General features: G+C 67.0%; 27 protein-coding genes. 7 read left to right on the forward strand and 20 right to left on the reverse strand.

The genetic code is table 11. The features are described 5' to 3' along the window. Window positions 1–3 precede the first annotated feature (3 nt). Window positions 4–837: a DUF4349 domain-containing protein gene (locus ABW16_RS00455; protein ID WP_047317170.1), complete on the forward strand. Its 834-nt coding sequence runs from the start codon at window positions 4–6 to the stop codon at window positions 835–837. On the opposite strand, the gene ABW16_RS24095 is transcribed toward ABW16_RS00455, so the two are convergent. Next, a complete protein-coding gene (locus tag ABW16_RS24095; RefSeq protein WP_064888412.1) occupies window positions 831–977 on the reverse strand; it encodes a hypothetical protein in 147 nt (48 codons plus the stop codon). The two genes, ABW16_RS00455 and ABW16_RS24095, sit on opposite strands and share 7 nt — an antisense overlap. After that, window positions 974–1,573 (reverse strand): HhH-GPD-type base excision DNA repair protein, encoded by a 600-nt coding sequence (locus tag ABW16_RS00460; protein ID WP_047317171.1) that lies wholly within the window; start codon window positions 1,571–1,573, stop codon window positions 974–976. The genes ABW16_RS24095 and ABW16_RS00460 overlap by 4 nt, the downstream gene beginning before the upstream one ends. Before the next feature lie 140 nt (window positions 1,574–1,713). On the opposite strand from ABW16_RS00460, the gene ABW16_RS00465 reads away from it, so the two are divergent. Continuing rightward, on the forward strand, window positions 1,714–2,010 hold the full coding sequence (locus ABW16_RS00465; RefSeq protein WP_047317172.1) for a DUF732 domain-containing protein: 297 nt from the start codon (window positions 1,714–1,716) through the stop codon (window positions 2,008–2,010). On the opposite strand, the gene ABW16_RS25195 is transcribed toward ABW16_RS00465, so the two are convergent. Together ABW16_RS25195 and ABW16_RS00470 are read right to left on the reverse strand one after the other, a co-directional pair. Further along, window positions 2,011–2,184 carry a DUF5302 domain-containing protein gene (locus ABW16_RS25195; RefSeq protein ID WP_109519432.1) on the reverse strand — a complete coding sequence of 58 codons (174 nt, stop codon included), beginning with the start codon at window positions 2,182–2,184 and terminating at the stop codon, window positions 2,011–2,013. A 45-nt stretch (window positions 2,185–2,229) separates the two neighbouring features. Next, window positions 2,230–2,673, reverse strand: a complete 444-nt coding sequence (locus ABW16_RS00470; RefSeq protein ID WP_047317173.1) for a PPOX class F420-dependent oxidoreductase — start codon at window positions 2,671–2,673, stop codon at window positions 2,230–2,232. A 63-nt stretch (window positions 2,674–2,736) separates the two neighbouring features. On the opposite strand from ABW16_RS00470, the gene ABW16_RS00475 reads away from it, so the two are divergent. Further along, the gene (locus ABW16_RS00475) at window positions 2,737–3,276 is read left to right on the forward strand and encodes a DUF1697 domain-containing protein (RefSeq protein ID WP_047317174.1); all 540 of its coding nucleotides are present in this window, start codon (window positions 2,737–2,739) and stop codon (window positions 3,274–3,276) included. 29 nt (window positions 3,277–3,305) lie between these two features. Then, window positions 3,306–4,127 (forward strand): class I SAM-dependent methyltransferase, encoded by an 822-nt coding sequence (locus tag ABW16_RS00480; RefSeq protein WP_047317175.1) that lies wholly within the window; start codon window positions 3,306–3,308, stop codon window positions 4,125–4,127. On the opposite strand, the gene ABW16_RS00485 is transcribed toward ABW16_RS00480, so the two are convergent. Beyond that, the gene (locus ABW16_RS00485) at window positions 4,124–4,507 is read right to left on the reverse strand and encodes a GntR family transcriptional regulator (protein ID WP_047317176.1); all 384 of its coding nucleotides are present in this window, start codon (window positions 4,505–4,507) and stop codon (window positions 4,124–4,126) included. The two genes, ABW16_RS00480 and ABW16_RS00485, sit on opposite strands and share 4 nt — an antisense overlap. Before the next feature lie 28 nt (window positions 4,508–4,535). On the opposite strand from ABW16_RS00485, the gene ABW16_RS00490 reads away from it, so the two are divergent. Then, window positions 4,536–5,252, forward strand: a complete 717-nt coding sequence (locus ABW16_RS00490; protein WP_047317177.1) for an SIR2 family NAD-dependent protein deacylase — start codon at window positions 4,536–4,538, stop codon at window positions 5,250–5,252. A gap of 6 nt (window positions 5,253–5,258) precedes the next feature. Here the strand turns inward: ABW16_RS00490 and ABW16_RS00495 are convergent, their stop codons facing one another. After that, the gene (locus tag ABW16_RS00495) at window positions 5,259–5,897 is read right to left on the reverse strand and encodes a methyltransferase domain-containing protein (RefSeq protein WP_047317178.1); all 639 of its coding nucleotides are present in this window, start codon (window positions 5,895–5,897) and stop codon (window positions 5,259–5,261) included. Window positions 5,898–6,018: 121 nt separating this feature from the next. On the opposite strand from ABW16_RS00495, the gene ABW16_RS27700 reads away from it, so the two are divergent. Beyond that, the gene (locus tag ABW16_RS27700) at window positions 6,019–6,144 is read left to right on the forward strand and encodes a hypothetical protein (RefSeq protein ID WP_096867583.1); all 126 of its coding nucleotides are present in this window, start codon (window positions 6,019–6,021) and stop codon (window positions 6,142–6,144) included. A 290-nt stretch (window positions 6,145–6,434) separates the two neighbouring features. On the opposite strand, the gene ABW16_RS00500 is transcribed toward ABW16_RS27700, so the two are convergent. Genes ABW16_RS00500 through ABW16_RS00510 form a run of 3 tightly spaced genes read right to left on the reverse strand, consistent with a single transcriptional unit; the run spans window position 6,435 to window position 9,322 of the window. After that, a complete protein-coding gene (locus ABW16_RS00500) occupies window positions 6,435–7,433 on the reverse strand; it encodes an NAD(P)H-dependent flavin oxidoreductase (RefSeq protein WP_047317179.1) in 999 nt (332 codons plus the stop codon). Window positions 7,434–7,441: 8 nt separating this feature from the next. Beyond that, window positions 7,442–8,194, reverse strand: coding sequence for a 3-hydroxyacyl-CoA dehydrogenase (locus tag ABW16_RS00505; RefSeq protein WP_047317180.1), 753 nt, complete (start codon window positions 8,192–8,194; stop codon window positions 7,442–7,444). 42 nt (window positions 8,195–8,236) lie between these two features. Next, on the reverse strand, window positions 8,237–9,322 hold the full coding sequence (locus tag ABW16_RS00510; protein WP_047317637.1) for a CaiB/BaiF CoA transferase family protein: 1,086 nt from the start codon (window positions 9,320–9,322) through the stop codon (window positions 8,237–8,239). A 51-nt stretch (window positions 9,323–9,373) separates the two neighbouring features. Here ABW16_RS00510 and ABW16_RS00515 point away from each other — a divergent pair, with 51 nt between their 5' ends. After that, entirely contained in the window at window positions 9,374–10,183 is an 810-nt protein-coding gene (locus tag ABW16_RS00515; protein WP_047317181.1) for an enoyl-CoA hydratase, read from the forward strand. 89 nt (window positions 10,184–10,272) lie between these two features. Here the strand turns inward: ABW16_RS00515 and ABW16_RS00520 are convergent, their stop codons facing one another. The 11 genes from ABW16_RS00520 to ABW16_RS00570 form a co-directional block, all read right to left on the reverse strand. Next, complete coding sequence (locus ABW16_RS00520; protein WP_047317182.1) at window positions 10,273–10,992, reverse strand: CPBP family intramembrane glutamic endopeptidase; 720 nt, start codon at window positions 10,990–10,992, stop codon at window positions 10,273–10,275. Between the two features lie 80 nt (window positions 10,993–11,072). Beyond that, the gene (locus tag ABW16_RS00525; protein ID WP_047317638.1) at window positions 11,073–11,591 is read right to left on the reverse strand and encodes a gamma carbonic anhydrase family protein; all 519 of its coding nucleotides are present in this window, start codon (window positions 11,589–11,591) and stop codon (window positions 11,073–11,075) included. A 5-nt stretch (window positions 11,592–11,596) separates the two neighbouring features. Next, entirely contained in the window at window positions 11,597–12,385 is a 789-nt protein-coding gene (locus tag ABW16_RS00530) for a crotonase/enoyl-CoA hydratase family protein (RefSeq protein ID WP_047317183.1), read from the reverse strand. After that, complete coding sequence (locus tag ABW16_RS00535; protein WP_047317184.1) at window positions 12,382–13,527, reverse strand: thiolase family protein; 1,146 nt, start codon at window positions 13,525–13,527, stop codon at window positions 12,382–12,384. Before ABW16_RS00535 ends, ABW16_RS00530 begins: the two co-directional genes overlap by 4 nt. Window positions 13,528–13,614: 87 nt before the next feature. Further along, a complete protein-coding gene (locus tag ABW16_RS00540; protein ID WP_047317185.1) occupies window positions 13,615–14,880 on the reverse strand; it encodes a cytochrome P450 in 1,266 nt (421 codons plus the stop codon). A 19-nt stretch (window positions 14,881–14,899) separates the two neighbouring features. Further along, window positions 14,900–15,811, reverse strand: coding sequence for an SDR family NAD(P)-dependent oxidoreductase (locus tag ABW16_RS00545; protein WP_047317186.1), 912 nt, complete (start codon window positions 15,809–15,811; stop codon window positions 14,900–14,902). Beyond that, a complete protein-coding gene (locus ABW16_RS00550) occupies window positions 15,808–17,019 on the reverse strand; it encodes a cytochrome P450 (protein WP_047317187.1) in 1,212 nt (403 codons plus the stop codon). The genes ABW16_RS00545 and ABW16_RS00550 overlap by 4 nt, the downstream gene beginning before the upstream one ends. Before the next feature lie 11 nt (window positions 17,020–17,030). After that, on the reverse strand, window positions 17,031–18,479 hold the full coding sequence (locus ABW16_RS00555) for an aldehyde dehydrogenase family protein (RefSeq protein ID WP_047317639.1): 1,449 nt from the start codon (window positions 18,477–18,479) through the stop codon (window positions 17,031–17,033). Window positions 18,480–18,507: 28 nt separating this feature from the next. Further along, window positions 18,508–19,392: an SDR family oxidoreductase gene (locus tag ABW16_RS00560; RefSeq protein ID WP_047317188.1), complete on the reverse strand. Its 885-nt coding sequence runs from the start codon at window positions 19,390–19,392 to the stop codon at window positions 18,508–18,510. Then, window positions 19,385–20,515, reverse strand: a complete 1,131-nt coding sequence (locus ABW16_RS00565; protein ID WP_047317189.1) for a spirocyclase AveC family protein — start codon at window positions 20,513–20,515, stop codon at window positions 19,385–19,387. The genes ABW16_RS00560 and ABW16_RS00565 overlap by 8 nt, the downstream gene beginning before the upstream one ends. A gap of 4 nt (window positions 20,516–20,519) precedes the next feature. Then, window positions 20,520–21,632, reverse strand: coding sequence for an ABC transporter substrate-binding protein (locus ABW16_RS00570; protein ID WP_047317190.1), 1,113 nt, complete (start codon window positions 21,630–21,632; stop codon window positions 20,520–20,522). Window positions 21,633–21,681: the final 49 nt, after the last annotated feature.

Genomic DNA, 21,681 nt, shown 5'->3' on the forward strand with positions numbered 1-21,681 from the left:
GCCATGACCGTCCCCCGCAAGTCGGCACCTTGGACGCTGTTGATCGGCTTGGCTGCCGTGTTGGTCCTCGCGATCAGCGGTTGCGCCGGGGAACGGCCGTCACCGGAACGGGCGCCGTCGGATGCCGCTGTTTCCGCGCCCGCGCCGATGAGCCCGCCGAATCAGCCGCTGCACAAGGACGTGCAACGGGACGTCGTGACCACCGGCAGCCTCAATATCGCGGTGACCGACGTCGGCGTAGCGGTGGACCGACTCATCGACCTGACCACCGGACTCGGCGGCCGCGTCGATGATCGCACCGAAAGCACGGCACCGGGTCAGTCCCACACCGCCGAGCTGACCGTGCGCATCCCGTCCGCAAAGGTCGATGCATTCCTCGACGACGCAAAGCAACTGGGAGATGTCTCATCGATCGCCTTGAGGCACGACGACGTCACCGGACAGCGTGTCGACCTCGATGCACGGGTCGCCGCGTTGCAGGCGTCGGTGGACCGGTTGACCGCACTGATGAAGTCAGCCTCCACCACGGCCGATCTGCTGGAGGCCGAGAAGGAGCTGACGTCGCGGCAGGCCGACCTCGACAGCCTGCGGGCGCAGCGCACCCAGCTCGGCGACCAGATCAACTACGCGACGCTCACCGTTTCGCTGGCGTCGGAGTTCGAGTCGACCGCGCCCGGATTCGTCACGTCGGTTCGCCACGGCTGGCACGCACTGCTGTCGTTCACCCACGGCCTGATCTCGGTCACGGGATTCCTACTGCCCTGGCTGCCGGTGATCGTGGCGATCGCCGCCGTCGTGATGGTCCTGCGCCGCAGGGCCCGACGGCCGCGTCAGTAGGCCATGAACAAGATGGCGTCCCGGTCGTACTCCATGCCGGGGTGCACATCGGCGAGGTGCTTCTGCACCACCTCGACGAGGTTGTCCTCGTCCGTGCCGGTCATCGCCTCGCCACACGGACAGTTCAGGTGAGTTTTCACGTCGTCGCCTTTCCCTTACTCTCTCCGGCCTGCTTCGCAGCCAATTTCTGGGCCTTCTTCGTGGACCGCACCTGCTGCAGCGACGACGCATCCACGACGTCGGCGATCGACAGATGTGTTCCGGGCTCACCGTATGCCCCGGCAGCCTCCCGCCATCCCGACGGGGTGACACCGTATTGCTTGCCGAGCAGGGCCAGAAAGATCCGGGCCTTCTGCTCGCCGTAGCCGGGCAGTGCCTTGAGGCGCTTCAACACCTCGGCGCCGTCGGGCTCCCCGACCGTCCACAAGGCGGTCGTGTCGCCGCCATACTGATCGACCACCGCTTTGGCCAGGGCTTGGACACGGCCCGCCATCGAACCCGGAAACCGGTGCACCGCAGGCTTTTCAGCGAACAACGCGGCGAATTCGTCCGGATCGCGCGCGGCGATGTCGTGCGGGTCCAGACTGCCCATCCGGTCAGCGAGCTTCTTCGGGCCGGCGAATGCGACCTCCATCGGAATCTGCTGATCGAGCAGCATTCCGACCAGCAGCGCGAACGGGTCGGCGCTCAGCAACTCATCCGCAGGCGGGTCCCCTACCAGCTGCAGCTTCGGCACCCCGCCAGTCTAGGACCACCCGGGGGCCCCCAACCCGCAGACCGTCCACCCCGGCCAACTAAATGGTTCCGTTGGTCTGTGTCGGTGGAGTGTGCAACCGTGTAGCGACCACGAGCGGATGCATCTCCAGGAGAAGGACCATGAGACGTGTAGCGGCAGCGCTGATCGCAGCGATGGCTACGGCTGTATGTCTGGCGGCCACGGCCGGTGCCATACCGGACCAGGGCACCCCGGAATTCGACACCTACATGGAAGGCCTGGAACGCAACGGGTTCAACCTGAACCCGGACACCGCCTGGCGCCTGGCCCACCAGGCATGCGAAGGCGGACTTCCGGGCTATATCGGGTTGGAACTCGCGGCGCAGGGGGTCGTCGGGCCCGGCGCGAACCAGCGGGTGATGGACGTGGCACGTAAGTACGCCTGCCCAGTGCAGTAGCTAACCGCTCTTGCGGCGGAACTCCCGGCGGCTCTCCACCGGTCCGTGCGACCGCGACTGCTTGGCGCCGGCGTCCTTGTGGTCAGAGCCGCCCGCCGACTTCGCGTTCTTACGTTCCAGCGCCTCCCGGAACTTGCGCTTGTTCTCGTCTGCGGCGGAATCTGATTCGGGCATACCCGGGAGCCTAGCTCAGCGCACGGCGTACTGGGTGGGAGATGCTCAGCGCACACCCGGGGGCATGCCGTACAGGTGATGAACGGGCAGCGTCAGCAGCACGCGGCGATCGGTCACCATGGCCTGGCGGTACTCGTCCCAGTCCGGATGCTCCCCGGCAATGTTGCGGTACAACGCAATCAGCGCTTCGACGGTGTCGTCGTCGGGTGCGGCGGCCGGCGGCGTTAGCTGGGCATCCCCCTCCGCGACGGCGTAGGACCAGCCGTCGTCGGAGCTGACCAGAAGCGACGCTCTGGGATCACGGCGCAGGTTGCGGGTCTTGGCTCGCGGCTCGGTGACCGACACCTGCACGACGAGGGCCCGCGGGTCGAAGTGATACTGCACGTTCGACAGTTGGGGGCGGCCGTCTCGTTTGAGGGTGGCCAGTACGCCAAGTGAGTTCCCGCTGATCAAGGCAAGCAACTTGTCGTCGAATACCTGGCGTCCCATGATCGAAGCGTACCGACGTGTCCGGTTATTACCATCGTTCTTCCGCCGATTGGAGTTCGCCTCATGACCCGTTATGCGCTGTTTCTGCGTGGCGTGAACGTCGGCGGAGTCAATCTCAAGATGGCCGAGGTCGCCGCCGCACTGACCGCCGCCGGATTCACGGAGGTTCGCACGCTGCTCGCGAGCGGCAACGTGCTGCTGGAGTCACCCACCGATGCCGCGGCGGTTCGTGCCGCCGCCGAGTCTGCATTGCGGGAGCGCTTCGGCTATCAGGCCTGGGTGCTGGTCTATAACGTCGAGACGGTGCGCGACATCGTGGCCGGGTTTCCCTTCGAACCCGAGGTCGCGGGTCTGCACTCCTATGTCACGTTCGTCGCTGACGACGCGGTGCTGACCGAACTGTCCAAGCTGTCCGAGCTCGCGGGAGATGCCGACGAGAAGATCGCCCTCGGCGATGGGGTGATCTACTGGCAGATCCCCAAGGGCGACACCCTGACCAGCACCGTGGGTAAGACGATGGGCAACAAGCGCTATAAGTCCGCTACCACCACCCGCAACCTGCGCACCCTGAACAAAGTGCTGCACGCCGCCGCCCACCGGTAAGGCCGCCGCCCACCGGTAAGGTCGCACAGGTGAGCCAGGCACAAAAAGTCACCCTGACCGGGGTCTCCGAAACCGCGTTGCTGACCTTGAACGCTCGGGCGACCGAAGCCCGCCGTTCCGACGGAATCATCGACGACCCGATGGCGATCAGCCTCGTCGATTCGATCGACTTCGATTTCGCGAAGTTCGGGCCCACCCGCCAGGACATCGCCCTGCGCGCACTGGCCTTCGACGACCAGACCCGGCAGTTTCTGCGCCAGCACCCGTCGGGCACCGTGGTGGCTCTGGCCGAGGGCTTGCAGACCAGCTTCTGGCGGGTGAGTGCGAACGTTCCCGACACCGCGTTCCGCTGGCTCACGGTCGATCTGCCGCCGATCATCGACATCCGCACCCGGCTGCTGCCGGCGTCGCCGCAGGTTTCGGTCTGCGCCCAGTCCGCGCTGGACTACAGCTGGATGGACCAGGTCGACCCGGACAAGGGCGTGTTCGTCAGCGCGGAGGGCCTGCTGATGTACCTGCAGCCCGAGCAGTCGCTCGGACTGATCGCCGAGTGCGCCCGCCGTTTCCCCGGCGGTCGGCTGCTCTTCGACGTGCCGCCTCCCGTGCTGGCCATGCTGATGCGCCGCGGGATTCGGACGTCGCTGCGCTACAGGGTTCCGCCGATGCCGTTCAACCTGTCGGTGAACGCCGCCGCCGATCTGGTGAATACCGTGCCAGGCATCCGGGCCGTCCGTGACCTGCAGCTACCGGCCGGCCGCGGGTGGCTGTTCAACACGCTGCTCTCGAGCGCCTACCGGCTGCGCTTCCTGGACCCGGTCCGCCCGTCACTGACCCTGCTGGAGTTCGGCTAGGAGACACCGCTCCCGGCGCTGCCGAAGGCCGCGTCGAGGTAGCGCAGCGCATCGGCCTTGCCCAGCCCGACCGCGCGGGCTGCGGCGACGAAAGCGCCTGCGGCCTGCGTCATGGCGGCGTCAGCCGGGTCGCTGTTGGCCACGAAAGTGCCGAAACGTCCCCGGGTTTCGACGACGCCGCCGGTCTCCAGTTCGCGGTAGGCGCGCGCGACGGTGTTCACCGCCAGGCCCAGCTGATTGGCAAGGTCGCGCACCGTCGGCAGCCGGGTTCCCGCGGGTAGTGACCCGGCCCGGACCGCGGCGATCAGTGCAACTCTGATCTGCTCGAACAGCGGCACGTCTTGATGCACGTCGGTTTTCAGCAGGTCGGAGAAGTTCATTCGGCCAGTATCCCGCTATGTTGGTGGCGTGCGGGTGGTGGTGTTCAGTGGCGCAGGGATCTCGGCGGAGAGCGGGATACCGACCTTCCGCGATGACGAGAAGGGGCTCTGGTCGCAATACGACCCCTACGAGGTCTCGAGCATCGATGGCTGGAATCGGCAGCCAGAACTGGTCTGGGGCTGGTATGTGTGGCGCTGTCAGCTGGCGCGCCGCTATGAGCCGAACCTGGGCCATACCGCGATCGCGGACTGGGAACAGCACGTCGACGACGTTCAGGTCATCACTCAGAACGTCGACAATCTGCACGAGCGCGGCGGCAGCTCCACCGTTCACCATCTGCACGGCCGGATGTTCACCTTCCGCTGCTCGGACTGCGAGCAACCGCACGACACGCAGCTGCCCGAGCTGGCAGAGCCCGTCCTCGAAATAATGCCGCCGCAGTGCGAGTGCGGCGGCTTGATCCGCCCGGACGTGGTCTGGTTCGGCGAACAGTTGCCCGACGAGCCGTGGAACGCAGCGGTCGAGGCAATTGACGCCGCCGATGCGCTGATCGTGGTCGGCACGTCCGGGGTGGTGTACCCGGCGGCCAGCCTGCCCGAACGGGCGCTCGAGCTGGGCAAGACCGTCATTCAGGTCAACCCGGAGCCGACGCCGCTGTCGGAGCGGGCCACGGTGTTCCTGCGCACTACCGCCTCAGCTGCACTGCCGGGAATGGCGCAGCGGCTGCCGTTCCTGCTGGGCTGACCCGTCTCAGGCCGGGCGGCTGGCCGATCCCAGCGCGAATTCCGACACCGGAACCGGGGCCCACGCCGGGAATTGGTGCCCGCGCCGCGACCTATCGACGACGAAGCCGGCAGCGGTGATCATCTGCTCGGTCTCCCGGTGGGTGTGGCAGTTGCCGAACAAGCGGGGCCAGAAGGTGGCGTCGGCCAGCCGCTGCAGGCCGCCGCGCACCCCGGCGCTGGCGACATGCTCGAAGTAGCGCAGCTCGCCGCCGGGCTTCAGCAATGTGAAGAGCTGGCGCAGCACGTCCTCGGGCTGGCCCACCGAGCACAACACCAGCGAGCACACGATCGCGTCGAAGGGCTCGCCGGAGTCCAGGGCCTCAATGGTGCTCGCCACCACGGCAACCGGGACCGGTGCCGCTGCCGCGGCGTCCTGGGCGGCGTCGCGAAGGTGCGACTCGGGTTCGGCGGCCACCACCTCGGTCACGGTATCCGGATAGAAGCCGAAGTTGCTTCCGGTACCCGCCCCGACCTCCAAGACGCGCCCCGACAAGCCCTCCAGGTTCTCCCGGCGGCGGTCCCGCAGCCAGTCGGTCTCGTGGCTGGACATGAAGGTCCAGATCCGGGCGAACAGCGGGTGGTCCAGGGTGGTCGGTGCGGTCATGGGAGCCACCCTAGCGGGACGCCGGAACGAGCCCCGCAAACGCTACCCGTCGGTAGTATTGCCACCATTTCCCGAAACGTGACTCAATGATTCCTTAATAGTGACCAATAAGCTCAGGGTCATGTGGATCGACGACTCAAGTGCCGACGTCATCAAAGTCGACTTCGAGGCCCTGTACCACGGCGATTTCCTCGTCGAGGGCGACACCTCGGAGCAGTTCGACGGCCTGCATTCGCTGGCCAGCTGATTGATCGGCGCCGCGACAGCGGCGCCTTTCAATAGTTGCGTGATTGCGCGACGGCGGCCACCCCCATCCGGGCAGGACGCCATGTGTGAGTCAATCCATTTCTCTTGTATTCAGCTTGAGCCCCGGGGCACTTCGGAAGACCCCCGCGTGCGGCCAGCACTCAGCAATCCGGCCGGTGTCCTTCGACGCCAACGCCGAACGTGCAACCAGTGCGAAAAACCGGCAAGAATTTCGCACTAGATACACGTTCGGCGCGGGTAAGCGTCAGGCCGACGGCCTAAACACCAGTGTCAGGCGACGTTCTCCTCGTCGTCGTCCTCGACCATGCTGCCCAGGCGCCCGAGGATGATCTCTTCGGCCTCCGAAACGATCCGGGACACCAGCTCGTCGACGGTCGGGATGTCGTTGATCAGCCCCATTGCCGTGCCCACCGTCCAGATTCCGGCGTCGACGTCGCCTTCGTCGAAGACGCGGCGGCCGCGCACGCCCGCCACCAGCTCCTGCACGTCCGGGAACTGACCGCCCTTGTTGAGGATCTCGACCACCTCGCGGGACACCGCGTTGCTGGCGACCCGAGCGGTGTTGTGCAACGACCGGAAGATCAGCTCGGTGCCGCGCTCGTCACCGGCCACGATCGCTTCCTTGACGTTCTGGTGGATGCACGACTCCACGGTGCACATGAACCGCGATCCCATGTTGATGCCGTCGGCGCCCAGAGCCAGCGCCGCGACCAGGCCGCGGGCGTCGGCGAAACCGCCGGAGGCGATCATCGGGATCTCGATCTTGGCGGCAGCGGCCGGGATCAGCACCAGGCCGGGGACATCGTCTTCGCCGGGGTGCCCGGCGCACTCGAAACCGTCGATGCTGATGCCATCCACGCCCAGGCTCTGCGCCTTGACGGCGTGGCGCACCGAGGTGCACTTGTGCAGCACCTTGATTCCGTTGTCATGGAACATCGGCAGGTGCGGCGCCGGGTTGGATCCGGCCGTCTCCACGATCTTGATGCCGGCGTCGACGATGACCTGCCGGTACTCGTCGTAGGGCGGTGGGTTGATCGCGGGCAGGATGGTCAGGTTCACCCCGAACGGCTTGTCGGTCAGATCCCGCGTCTTGGCGATCTCGTTGGCCAGGTCGGCCGGCGTCGGCTGGGTGAGCGCGGTGAGGAAACCCAGCGCTCCGGCGTTGGCAACCGCCGCCACGAGCTCCGCGCGACCCACCCACTGCATGCCGCCTTGAGCGATGGGGTGCTCGACCCCGAATACCTCGGTGAACTTCGTTGTAATAGCCATCGTCTCTCCTACCTCGGGGCCATCCGGATCGCACCGTCGAGGCGGATGACCTCGCCGTTGAGCATCGGGTTGTTGATGATGTGCTCGGCCAGTGCGCCGTACTCGTCGGGGTCACCGAGCCGCGACGGGTGCGGCACCTGCGCGCCCAGCGACTTCTGCGCCTCCTCGGGCAGCGAGCCCAGCAGCGGCGTCTTGAACAGGCCCGGAGCGATGGTGCAGACCCGGATCAGATCACGCGACAGGTCACGGGCGATCGGCAGCGTCATACCGACCACGCCGCCCTTGGACGCCGAGTAGGCGGCCTGCCCGATCTGGCCCTCGAACGCCGCCACCGAGGCAGTGTTGATGATGACGCCACGCTCGCCGTTGATCGGCTCGGTCTTGGCGATCCGCTCCGCGGCCAGCCGCAGGACGTTGAACGTGCCGATCAAGTTGACCTGAATGATCTTGGTGAAGGCATCCAGCGGAAACGCGCCATCTTTGCTCAGCGTCTTGATCGCATTGCCGATGCCGGCGCAGTTCACGTTGATCCGCACCGGGCCGAGCGACTCCGCGACGTCCAGCGCCGCGCTGACCGCATCGGGGTCGGCCACGTTGGCCTCCACGAAGCGGGCCCGGTCACCGAGCTCCTTGACGGTGTCCTCGCCCTTGAGGTCGATCACCACGACCTGGCCACCCGCATCCAGCAGGCGTTTGGCCGTCGCCAATCCCAACCCGGAGGCACCGCCGGTGACAACGGCTACCGCGTCCTTGATCTGCACTCCCTTGGCCCCTCTCAGTCCCAACCGTCTGGTTGGTCGGGACTATACCCAGTCGTTCAGGATGGTCTCGTTGTCGGCTCCCAGAACGGCCGGCGGCGTCGGGACGTCGGGAACGCTGCGGGAGAACCGCGGCGCCGGCATCGGCTGCAGATAACCGTCGACGTCGTAGAAGGTGTCGCGTTCGGTGATGTGCGAGTCGGCCTGCACCTCGTTGAAGGCCAACACCGGCGCCACGCAGGCATCGGAGGTGGCGAACACCTGAGCCCAGTGGTCACGGTCGTGGGCGGCGAACGCCGCGGTCAGCTTCTCCCGCAGCACCGGCCAGCCGCTGACGTCGTTCTGCGCCGGCAACTCGGCGGGGTCCAGCTCCAGCTTGGTCAGCAGTTCCGCGTAGAACTGCGGCTCGATCGAGCCGACCGACACATACTTCCCGTCGGCGCACTCGTAGGTGTCGTAGTAGGGCGCACCCGTGTCGAGCATGTTGACGCCACGCTCGTCACTCCACAGCCCCTGCGAGCGGAAGCTCCACATCATCGCCGAGAGCACACTGGCCCCGTCGACCATCGCCGCGTCGATCACCTGCCCCTTGCCGGAACGCTGCAGCTCCCACAGCGCGGCCAGGATGCCGACCAGCAGGAACATCGACCCGCCGCCGAAGTCGCCGGTGAGGTTCAGCGGCGGCACGGGACGTTCGCCCTTGCGGCCGACGGAGTGCAACAGCCCGTTCAGCGAAATGTAGTTGATGTCGTGGCCGGCCTGCTGGGCGCGCGGGCCGGTCTGCCCCCAGCCGGTCATGCGGCCGTAGATCAGCCGCTCATTGACCTTGGCGCAGTCCTCGGGGCCGAGGCCGAGTCGCTCGGTGACGCCGGGCCGGAAGCCCTCGATCAGCACGTCGGCCTTGGCGACCAGCTGCAGCACCAGGTCGCGGCCTTCCGGCGACTTCAGGTCGGCGGTCACCGAGCGCCGGTTGCGCAGCATGGTGTCCTTGCTGGCCCCGCCACCGAATTTCGGCGGCCGCTCCACGCGGACCACGTCGGCGCCCAGGTCGCCGAGGATCATCGCCGCGTGCGGTCCCGGTCCGATCCCGGCCAGCTCGATGACCCGCAGCCCCGCCAGTGGTCCCGCCATATCTGCCTCCTCGTCGTGTGCCTGTGTGATCTGCATCCTAAGGTGACACCCATGACTGCAATCGACTCCGGCATCGACACCCTCGCCCCGACGGCGGGTGTGTCCGTCACCCTGGCCGACGGCGTCCTCTCGGTGACCATCGACCGCCCGGACAGCCTCAACTCGGTGACCACGCCGGTGCTGGCCGGTATCGCCGACGCGATGGAAGCCGCCGCCCGCGACCCGCGGGTGCGCGCGGTGCGGCTCGGCGGCGCCGGGCGCGGGTTCAGCTCCGGAGCCGGGATCGGCGCCGAGGACGCAGCCGACGAGCTGCCGACCGAGATCATCGTCGAGGCCAACCGCGCGATCCGGGCGATCGTCGCGCTGCCGCGGCCGGTGGTGGCCGTGGTACAAGGTCCGGCCGCCGGCGTCGGGGTATCCCTGGCCCTGGCCTGCGACCTGGTCGTGGCCTCGGACAAGGCATTTTTCTTGTTGGCGTTCACCAAGATTGGGCTGATGCCCGACGGTGGCGCCTCAGCGCTGGTCGCCGCGGCCGTCGGCCGCACCCGCGCCATGCGGCTGGCGCTGCTGGCCGAACGACTGTCGGCTGCCGAAGCCCTGGAGTGGGGGCTGATCAGCGCGGTGTACCCGGCGCAGGAGTTCGACGCCGAGGTGGACAAGCTGCTGGCCTCCTTGCTGGCCGGCCCGGCCAAGGCGTTGGCGAAAACTAAGCAGGCCATCAACGCCGCGACCTTGACCGAGCTGAACGCGGCCCTGGACCGTGAATACGTCGGGCAGTCAATCCTGTTGAACTCCCACGACTTCCGCGAGGGAGCCCGCGCTTTTCAGGAGCGTCGTTCGGCCAATTTCACCGACTTCTGATTTGGCGAGCGTGCGCAGAATGCCACGCGCGACGGCGTGTCGCGGGGCAAACACGCACACTCGCGCGGAATTTGCGCGGAATTTGGGGGCTACATCCCGAAAATCGGGGGCAGCGCCAGCACCATCATCAGCCCCCACACCAGGTGGGTCAGCACCGGCGCCAGTATCCCACCGGTGGCTCGACGCTCGATGGCGCAGACGGTGCCGAGCACCAGCGCAGCCAATCCCACCATGAGGTTGCCTGCGGCCATCATCGCCGCAACGTAGAGCAGGGTCGAAAACACCAGCGGGGAGCGGCGACCGAACGCGCTGAACAGCGCGCCGCGGAAGAAAAGCTCCTCGGCGATCGCGTTGACCAGGGCGATCAGCACCACCAGCCGCCACGAGACCTCGGTGGTGTAGGCCAGGATCGCGACCACCTGATCGGCCAGCGGCGGAATGTCTTGCACCGCAAGCCCGCCCAGCAGGAACACCCCGCCGAGTACCAGGCCGACGCCGGTGCCGGTGAACACCGGCCGCTCGTTGCGCCCGCGGAACCGCAACACCCCCAGGTGCAGCGGTCCGGCCACCACGGCCCCCACGGTCCAGACCGCGGCCAAGACCAGCGACAGCCAGTAGAACGCCGGGTCGCCTGGAAGCTTGCTGTGCATGGCGACCAGCACCGCGGCACCGATCAGCACCACCACTCCGACGACGACGCGACGCCGCTGCACCACTGCCCGCGGTTCGTGATAGGGCAGGGCGACCCTGGTCATGATGTCGGTGATCTCGCGCAGCAGGCCGGGGCGGGATGGACTGATCTGGGTCATAGGAGGACGTCCCCTCAGCGGCGGGTTGAGCAACGTCCCTAAAACGTAGCGGCGAAACGGCGGCCGGTGGCCCAAATGCGTTAGTTCGCTCGATGGACTTCGATCAGTCGCCGGTACGCCGCGGCGTTGTACCGATTGTTGCGGACCTCGGCCTCGCTCAGGTCTCGTCGTACCCGGCCCGGCACCCCGGACACCAGCGACCGGGGCGGCACCACCATCCCCTGCGGGATGACGGCACCGGCCGCGACCAGCGACCCCTCCCCCACCACGGCGCCATTGAGGACGATCGCTCCCATCCCGATCAGGCAGTCGTCCTCAATTGTGCAGCCGTGCAGCACCGCGTTGTGCCCGACGCTGACGTGCGCCCCGACTCGACAGGGGAACTCCTTGTCGACGTGGACGGTCACGCCGTCCTGGATGTTGGTGTCGATGCCGATCTCGATCGGCTCGACCTCGGCACGTAGCGTCGCCGAGTACCAGACGCTGGCCCGGGCGGCCAGGCTGACCTGGCCGATCAGGCTGGCGTTGGGCGCCACCCAGGCCTCCGGGTGCAGCTGCGGGGCGCGCCCGCGGATGGAGATGAGAAGCGGCTCGGGCACGCCGCTCAACGCGCCTTCCACACTGGTGCGCGCTTCTCGGCGAACGCCCGGGGTCCCTCCTTGGCGTCCTCGGACCGCAGCAGGGCGGAGAACTCTCGGCCGGTTCGGGCCCAACCGTCCACTTCGCCGGGGATGGCCCCGTCATCGACGCCGTAGGCGATCCGCTTGCTGGCCCGCACGGACAGCGGCGCGTTGCCGGTGATCCGTTCGGCCAGCTCCAGGGCTGCCTCCAGCGCCCCGCCGTCCTCGACCACGCGGTTGACCAGTCCCCAGCGGGCCGCGTCGGCCGCCGAGATGGGCTCCCCGGTGTAGAGCAGCTCCAGGGCAACTTTGCGGGGCAGCTGATCGATGATGCGGAACACCCCGCCGGCACCGGCGATCAGGCCGCGCTTGACCTCGGGCAGCCCGAACTGGGCACGCTGCTCGGCGATCACCAGGTCGCTGGCCAGCGCGATCTCGGTGCCGCCTCCCAGCGCGGTGCCGTTGACCGCCGCGATGACGGGTTTGTCGATGAAGTGCTGCACGAAGCCGGCGAAACCCCACTCCGGGTGTTCGGGGTGGTAGATGTTCTCCCGGTTGGCGATCGCCTTGAGGTCGGCTCCGGCACTGAACGATTTGTCGCCGGCTCCGGTGAGAACGACCGCGCGCACCTCGTCGTCGTCTTGAGCCGCCGCCAAAGCGTCGCCGATGCCGGCGCTGACGGCGCCGTTGATCGCGTTGCGGGCTTCGGGCCGGTTGATCGTGATCAGCAGGACGTTTCCGCGCCGTTCTACCAGAACGGCCGCGTCACTCACAGCAGCTCCAGGATGGTCGCGTTGGCCTGGCCGCCGCCTTCACACATGGTCTGCAGTCCGTAGCGAATCCCGTTGGCGCGCATGTGGTAGAGCATGGTGGTCATGATCCGGGCGCCGGAGCCGCCGAGCGGGTGGCCCAGCGCGATCGCACCGCCGTTGGGGTTGAGCTTCTTCGGGTCGGCACCGATGTCGGCCAGCCAGGCCATGGGCACCGGGGCGAACGCCTCGTTGACCTCGAACACCCCGATGTCGTCGACGCTCAGACCGGAGCGCTGCAGCGCCTTCTGGGTTGCCGGGATCGGCGCGCTCAGCATCATCACCGGGTCAGCACCGGCCAGCGTCGCGGTGTGCACCCGCGCCAGCGGGGTCAGCCCCAGTTCGCGTGCCTTGGCCGCCGACATGAACAGCAGCGCCGCCGAGCCGTCGGAGATCTGGCTGGAGTTACCGGCGTGGATCACGCCGTCCTCTTTGAAGGCGGGCTTGAGCTGGGCCATCTTCTCCAGCGTGGTGCCGCGGCGGATGCCCTCGTCCTCGCTGACGACATTGCCCTCGGAGTCGGTGATCGAGACGATCTCGTCCTTGAAGGCGCCGGAGTCCTGTGCGGCACCGGCTTTTTCGTGCGAGGCGAGCGCGAACTCGTCGAGCGCGGTGCGGCTCAGGCCCCACTTGGTGGCCATCATCTCCGCACCGATGCCCTGGTTGGGGGTCTGGCTGTAGCGCGCCTTGAAGGAGTCGCCGTAGGGCCGGCCACCGTTGGCCAGCGACGAGCCCATCGGGGTGCGCGACATCGACTCGACGCCCCCGGCGACGACGACGTCGTAGTGTCCGGCGATCACACCGGCGGCGGCGAAGTGCACCGACTGCTGACTGGATCCGCACTGGCGGTCCACGGTCACCGCGGGCACCGTCTCCGGCCAGCCCGCGCTCAGCACGGCGGTACGACCGATGTCCAGGGCCTGCTCTCCGGCCTGCATGACGCAACCCCAGATCACGTCGTCGACCAGCGCCGGGTCCACACCGGCCCGGTTGACCAGGCCGTTGAGCACCTGGGCGGACAGTTCGGCCGGGTGTACCCCGGACAGTCCGCCGTTGCGCTTGCCGACAGGCGCGCGCACCGCTTCGACGATGACGGCTTCAGCCATGGGTGCTCCTTAATCAACGAGGTGTAGTTGACGTCGATTGTCAACCAACCCATCGCTGGCGCCCGCGGGGGGGTGGCCGGCCCCTGGTCAGCCGGCCGGAGTGAACTCCAGGTGCAGCTCCTGAAGCCCCCGCATGATGAACGTCGGCTCGTACGAGTAGCGGCGCGCTTCGGGCGGTCCGTGCCGGTCGGCACAGATGCGGATGTCGGCCATCCGGTCCAGGATGCGGTTCAGGGAGATCCTTCCCTCGGCGCGGGCCAGCGGCGCGCCGGGGCATGAGTGCACCCCACGCCCGAACGCGACATGTTCGCGCACGTTGGCCCGGTCGACCCGGAACTGCTCGGGATCGGGGAACTTGCGCGGGTCCCGGTTGCTGGCACCTGGCAACAGCATCACGGTGGTGCCAGCGGGCACCGTTGTCTGCCCGACGGTCGTGGTGGTGCGCGCCATCCGGAAGTGCGATTTGACCGGGCTTTCGGTCCGTAGTGTCTCCTCCAGGAACGCCGGGATGCGGCTGCGGTCCTCACGTAGCAAGGCCTGAATGTCGGGCCGTTCGGCGATCACCCGCAGGCCGGCACTGAGCAGCTTGACGGTGGTCTCCTGGCCGGCGGCGAACAGGAACGTCGCCACCCGCATCACGTCGATGATCTCGGGCGTCGACCCGTCTTCGTATTTCGCCTGGGCCAGGTCGGTCAGCACGTCCCCGCGCGGCTCCCTACGCCGGTCTTCGATGTAGGAGTAGAACTTGTCGTCGAGCCATTGCAGGGGATTGTGGTGGACCGGGTCGTCGTCGTCGACCGCACCCACCAGCTCGTTGGCCAGCACCTTGCGGAATTCGCGGTGGTCGGCGGCGGGCACCCCGAGCAGGTCCGCGATGACCAGCATCGAGAACGGTTTGGCGTAGTCCTCGATGAATTCGCACCGGCCTCGGGCGACGAACTCATCGAGCTGCTGGTCCGCCAGCCGCCACATGAACTCTTCGTTTTCTTTGAGGCGTTTCGGGGTCAGCAGCCGGCTCAGCAGCCCGCGCGTTCGGGTGTGCTCCGGTGGGTCCTGCGTGACGATGTGCTCGTTCATCGGGATCTCGGAGCGGTGTTGCTCGATCAGGTCGCCGACATCGTCACCGACGGGTTCGAACGCCAGCCCGGAGAACGGCCCCGCAACCGACACACACGAGGAGAACGCCGGATCCCGATACACGGCAAGGGCTTCGGCATGCCCGGTGACGGCGAGCACGCCCTGGTGCGGTTCGTGCACGATCGGGCATTTCGCTCGTAGATGGTCGAAATAGGGGTACGGGTCCGGGATCAAGGATTGGTCGGTGAAGAAGTCGACCGATTCGAATTCGCTCACAGCGCGCCTCCTACGCTAGTCACTGCACCATCTCGGTAACGGCGGTCACCTGGGCGCCGGAAATGCTCATGATCTCCTCGAGGTTCTCGGCGATGTCCTCGGCGGTCAGCGGTGTCTTCATCACACCCGCGGTGCGCACCACGGCGATGCGTGCCACCCCGCCCATGCCGACTTGCAGCACCTCTCCGTTGAGCGAGCAGTCTTCATGGGCGAGGAATGCCGCTGCGGGGGCGCACAATTCGGGGGGCATGCTGGCGTTGATGGTGTCCATGACCTCTGTGGGGATGGCCAGCTGGGCTGCCACGGAGTCCGAGTGGGACGCGGACATGCGGGTGTAGGCGCGGGGCGCGACGGCGTTGACCCGGATGCCGTGTGCGATGCCCTCGGTCGCCAGATTGCGGGTCAGGCCGAACACTGCTCCCTTGGCGGCGCCGTAGCTGGTCAGCTCAGAGATGCCGCCCAGCATGGCTTCGGAGACGGTGTTGACGATGCGTCCGTAGCCCGCTGCGACGAAATGCGGCCAGGCGGCACGGGTTACCAGCAGGGTGCCGAAGAAGTGCACGTCGAACATGCTGCGGAATCGCTCGACCGACAAGGTTTCGAACAGGCCCGGATCGTGGATGCCGGCGTTGTTGACCACCACGTCGATCCGGCCGAACGTCTCGACCGCAGTATCGATGATGGCTTGTGCGCCTTGCGGGTCGGCTACCGAGGCATAACATGCGACCGCCTGGCCGCCGCCGTCGGTGATCTCACGCACCACCTCGTCTGCCGGCGCCGACGACGAACCGACACCGTCGATGCCGGCCCCGTAGTCGGCCACCACCACGCGAGCTCCCCTGGCCGCCAACAGCATCGCGTGGCTGCGTCCCACCCCGCGCCCCGCGCCGGTGACGACGGCCACCCGCCCGTCAAAGCGCAACGGGCTCATGGGGCATCGAAGAGTACCGGCAGCGCCGTCGGTGACCGGAACACCTGGCCGCGGATGTGCGGATCACCCCCGTCGGGGTCCAGCCGAAGGTTGGGCAGCCGGTCGAACATCAGACCCAGCGCGTCGCGCATCTCCATCCGGGCCAGGTGGCTGCCCAGGCAGACGTGGGCGCCATGCCCCCACGAGACGTGGACCTTGGACTCGCGGAAGATGTCGAACAGGTTCGGTTCGCAGTAGCGGTCCTCCTGACGGTTGGCGGCCCCCAGCATCGGCATCACCGCGGAGCCGGCCGGAATGGGCACCCCGCCCAATTCGGTGTCACAGGTGGCCACCCGGGTGATGGTCAGCAGCGGCGCATCCCAGCGCACCCCCTCTTCGATCGCCTGAGGGAGCAGGGACCGATCGGTGCGGACGGCGTCGAGTTGATCGGTGTGGGTGAGCAGGGCGAACAACAGGTTGCCCAGTGAGCGGTAGGTGGTCTCGATGCCTGCCGGCAGCAGCAGCCGCAGGAACGAGAAGATCTCCTCGTCGGACAACTTCTGGCCGTCGATCTCGGCGTCGGCGAGCCGGCTGATCAGATCATTGCGCGGTTCGACCCGACGAGCGGCCAGGATCGGAGTGAAGTAGTCGCGCAGGGCCAGCGACGCGGCGCGCCCCCGTTCGGGATTGATGGTGAAGGACAGCAGCGAGATGGACCAGCGCTGGAATTGCTCGTAGTCCTGCTCGGGCAGGCCCAGGATCCGGGCGATGATCCGGGTCGGGTATTCGAAGTTGAATTCCTTGACCAGGTCGGCGTGGCCCCGCTGGGCGAACCGGTCGATCAGCAGATTGGCCACCGGTATCACCAGCTCGTGTTCCCAGCCGGCCACCGCCCTGGGCGAGAACGCCTTGGACACCAGTGCCCGGTGGCGGCCGTGCACGGGCTCGTCCATGCCCAGCATGACCTGCTCGCCGAGCACGTCGCCGAAGGTGTCGATGATGATCGACGACGAGAATGCCTCGTTGTCGCGCAACATCTTTATCACGTCTTCGTGGCGGTACACCATGAAGACCGGCTTGGATTCCTCATGCGGCATCCCCGACATGTCGATACGCTGCACCGGCTCTTCGCGACGCAACCGGGCCAGTTCGGTGTACGGGTCACGAACGTCCCCCGACACCACGTCGTCGAAGGCGCCGAAGTCCTCCAGATCGTCAAACAGTTGCACAGCTGCTCCTCTTAACCGGCGGGGTAAGCCACGGATTTGATCTCGGTGTACTGGTCGAATCCGGCGACGCCGTTCTGGCGTCCGACCCCGCTGGCCTTGTAGCCGCCGAACGGTGTGTCGGCGCCATAACCCGCGGCACCGTTGATGCCCAGGAATCCTGCGCGCAGGCGTTTGGCCACGGCCAGAGCGTGTTCCAGCGATCCCGACATGACGTTGCCGGCCAGCCCGTACACACTGTCGTTGGCGATCCGCACCGCGTCGTCCTCATCGTCGTAAGGAATGACGACGAGCACCGGGCCGAAAATCTCTTCTTGGGCGATGGTCATCGAGTTGTCGACGTCGGTGAACAGCGTCGGGCGGACGAAGAATCCGCGCTCCAAGCCGTTCGGTGAATCCGCTCCCCCGACCAGGAGTCGGGCACCTTCATCGATACCCTTCTGGATGTACCCGCGAATCCGACTGCGCTGCTTGGCCGAAATCACCGGACCGCACAGTGTTGCCGGATCCTGCGGGTCACCTGGGGCAACGCCCTCATAGATGCCCTGCAGAATGGCGACACCTTCGGCGTAGCGCGACCGCGGCAATAGCAGCCGAGTCGGGTTGGCGCAGCCTTGGCCGGCGTGCATGCACGGCGCGATGCCCATCATGGCGCCAAGCGCCAGATCGGCGTCCTCGAGCACGATCGTCGCGGACTTTCCGCCGAGTTCCAGGAAGAGCCGCTTCATGGTCGCCGCGCCCTTTTCCATGATGCGTCTGCCCACGGCGGTGGATCCGGTGAACGAGATCATGTCGACTTTGGGCGACAGCGTCAGCTCCTCGCCGATCAGCGGGTCCGACGCGGTGACCACGTTGACGACTCCCGCTGGGATGTCGGTGTTCTCGGCGATCAACCGGCCCAGGCGGGTGGCGTTGAACGGGGTGTCCGGTGCGGGTTTCAGAACCACAGTGTTTCCGGTCGCCAGCGCTTGGCCGATCTTGTGGATGGTGACCTCGAACGGGAAGTTCCACGGCACAATGGCCCCGACCACACCGACGGCTTCACGCCAGACCTTTCGGGTGGTGTTGGCCCCGGTCACCGAGACGAACGCGTCGCCCAGCGACGTTTCCCACGGGTAGTCGTCGATCAGCTGCGCCGGGTAGTTCAGCGCGTCGGACAGCGGCGCGTCGAGCTGCGGTCCGTGCGTGATCGCCCGCGGGCAGCCGACTTCGGCGATCAGTTCTTCGCGCAGTTGTTCTTGTTCGGCTTCCAGCGCCTCCTGCAGTTGCCGCAGACAGCGCTGCCGGAACGCATGATCGACCGACCAGTCGGTGTCGTCGAAGGCGCGCCGCGCGGCGTCGATGGCCCGGTGCATGTCCGCAGCGGACGCGTCGGCGACCTCCCCGAGCAGCTCCTCAGTGGCCGGGTTGGTGTTGGCGAACGTACCTGCTTGCCCGTCGACGAGTTTGCCGTCGATCATCATCCGGGATTCGAACCGCACCGGGAGTTGCTCAGCCATTCTGGTCCTTCGTCAAAGAGCCGAACCGCGGCAGCCCCATCATCACCCGGATCATCTGGTGCAGTGCTGCGGCGGGCAATACTCGGCTGGCAATCAACAGCATTCGTGCGTCGGGGCCCACCGGGCGCCGCACAAAAGGCGCACGAGACTCCAGCGCCTTGGCCAGTCCGGCCGCGAACCGCTGCGGCGAGCGGGCCGCGACCTTCATGGCGAAGCGACCCCGTCGGTCCATGGTGGCGTGGTGTCGCGCGTAGGGGCCGGCGAAGTCGCGGCAGTCGGTGGTACCGGCGTCGGTGATGATCTCGGTGTCGTAGGTGCCCGTCACCAGAACGGTGACGCCGAGGCCGAACGGAGCGATCTCGCAGGCCAGCGATTCACCCCACCGCTCCAATGCGCCTTTGGCGGCGGAGTACGCCGCGGTCGCGGGCATGCCGCGGACTCCGCCCTGGCTGGAGACCAAGACGATGCGTCCGCGGCCGGCCGCCCTCATCGACGGCAACAGCGCGTTGGTCAACGCCACCGGTCCGAACACCGAGGTTGCGAACATGCGCTCCCACAGCTCGGTCGGGGTCTCTTCGGCCATCCCCGCTGCGGATATCCCGGCGTTGTGCACCACGGCGTTCGGCGCACCGACCGCTGCTTCGATGGCTTTCGCCGCTGCGGCCACCGATGCGGCATCGGTGAGGTCCAGCGGGATTCCGATCAGCCGCGTGTCGTCCTCGGACGCACCGGTGGCCTCGCGCAGTGCCTGCAGTCCCTTTTCGGGAGAACGCATCCCGGCGACTACCCGCCAGCCGCTGCGGTACATGCGCACCGCCGACGCCAGCCCCAGCCCCCGCGAGGCGCCGGTGATGACGATGCTGCGCGGCTCACCCATTGACCGGTCCGCAGCGTCCTCCGTCGGCGGGCAGCTCGACGTCGGGACGGCCGTCGGGCTGGCCGCTCAGCCACGTCGACCAGATGCCCACCGAGTACGGACCTGGTTGACCCGCCTCCTCGTAGAAGCCTTGCGGGTCATAGATCTTGGCTTCGGGGTACGGCCAGGGGCAGGCCACCGTCCGAGACAGGTGCGCCGCCTTGACCAAGGCGAAGGTGCTGCCGTAGCAGAAGTAGCCGAGGTTGATCAGGACCAGCATCACCATGAACATCCCGAGCACGGGGCGGCCGGCGAAGATCTTCGCCCGCTGCGCCAGCTTTTCGGCCACCGTCCGGCCGGTGTCGTCGCGGTACAGCAACACCCCGGCCGGAACCATCACGAAGTTCACCGCGAAAATCTCGAAGATGAACGGGAATTGGTGCGTCTGGCCCATGAAGATCGAGCCGAACGGGACCTGGGAATAGATGTACATTCCAGTCTGCACCAGCGTGATCTCCAGCGCCGCGTCGATCACCATCCCGAACGGCAGGATGCAGATCGCCAGGCTGATCAGCGGATGGCGCCACACAAAGGAGTCGACCGGCCGGCGCGCCTGAATCCGGCGCAGCAGCCAGATGCCCGGGAAGTACGGGGCCAGGTAGAACATGATGTAGCCCAGCACCACGAACGGCTCGACGGTCGGCGACAGCGAGACCAGCGGCCAGTCCTCGGGCAGGTGATGCAGTTCCGGGTTGTAGACCGCATACGGCGCCCAGTTCATGATCGGGTCCTGCCAGACGATCAGCGTGGTGACGATCCCCATCAACAGCACGGGGTGATAGGGGTGGCGACGCCAGGCCACCACGTAGACCACGGTGATGAGAACCATCACGACGACGGTGAACGCCTCCAGCAGCCCCAGCCAGTGCTCGAATCCGAAGAGCACCGGCACCGGCCGCGGCGGCGGTGACCCGACGTCGACGGGGTTACGGACCCGGTCGGAGCCCAAACCCGTGCGGGCATTGGCCAGAAAGAAGCCGAGCACTCCGACCGCGGCGGCTATCCAGATCCACAGCCACGGCGATCCCCGTTCCGGCTCATGAGTTGTAGCGGGGGCGGACGGCGCTGACTGCTCTGCGGTCATCGGGTTATTCCTCTCCGAAACGATCGACGAGATGAGAGTTGACGCCGTCGGCGTCGAGCCTGCGGGCCACCAGATAGCCGGCGCCCATCCAGGCGCGGCGCGTCCAGTTCCCGAACGACACCCGGGTGCCCGGCGCCCCGGAGGCGGCGGGCATCATCTTCACCCGCTCCAGGGCTTCCTTGACGCCGCGCGGGCTCAGCGGATGGGCGTCGCTCAGTGCGCGTACCAGTGTCATTGCGACGTCCCGGTTCACCACCGACACGCACCACTGGGTGCGACGGCCGTAAGCCTGCTGGTAGTCGTCGAGGAACGCCTGCCCGATCGGATTGCCCTCGTCGTACTGGTCGATGCCGACCCAGCCCATGAACGCGTTCCACATGATCGGGTTGATCCAGGCGTTCTGGAAGGCGGTGCTGGTGAATCGGGGCGGGTCCCAATTCAGCTCCTGCAATGCCGGGTTGATGAAGACCACACCGAATCCGAAGCCGCAGTGCACGATCGCCGGCGCCTTGGCTTCGTGCAAGGTACGCACTGCGGCCGAGACATCTTGGGCGGTCTGAGCGATCGTCGCCTCGGCCACGATCCGGATGCCCTTGCGCCGACACGCTTCGCGGAAGTTCTTCAGGTAGGTTTCGCCCACCAGCGACTGTTCCTTGAGCACTCCGACTTCCGTGTGCCCCGCCTTGGCGAGCAGGTCCGTCCAGAAGATGGGCTCATCGGTCAGCGATCCCTGCGGGAACGCGAAGAACCACTCCCCCAGCGCTTCGTCGGAGCCGGTGACACTGATGCACGGCACCTTGAAACGCTCCTCGATCGCCTCGCGCGTCGGCACACAGTTGTCGGTGATGTGCGGCCCGAAGATGGCCAGGCAGCCCTCGTCGCACAATTCGCCGTAGGCGTCGATGACCGCCTTGACCGAGCCCTTGGGCAGGCCCTCGACTTCGCGATAGACGATCTCGATCGGCCGGTCCAGCAGACCTTGTTCGGTCACCTGCTTGAAGACCAGGTCGAACGGTTGGGTCAGGTCTTCGAAATAGGTCTTCGGGAAGCCTTCGGGGAGCCGGAAGTCCATCAGATAACCGATCTTGATCGGTTCCGCGGTGCTCTCGTAGGACATCTCGCCTCCGTGATGAACCTAATATTTGTTCAGACACTAGCGCGCAGTC

It is taken from the genome of Mycolicibacter heraklionensis, assembly GCF_001021505.1.
In the GTDB taxonomy this organism is placed as follows: Bacteria; Actinomycetota; Actinomycetes; order Mycobacteriales; family Mycobacteriaceae; genus Mycobacterium; species Mycobacterium heraklionense.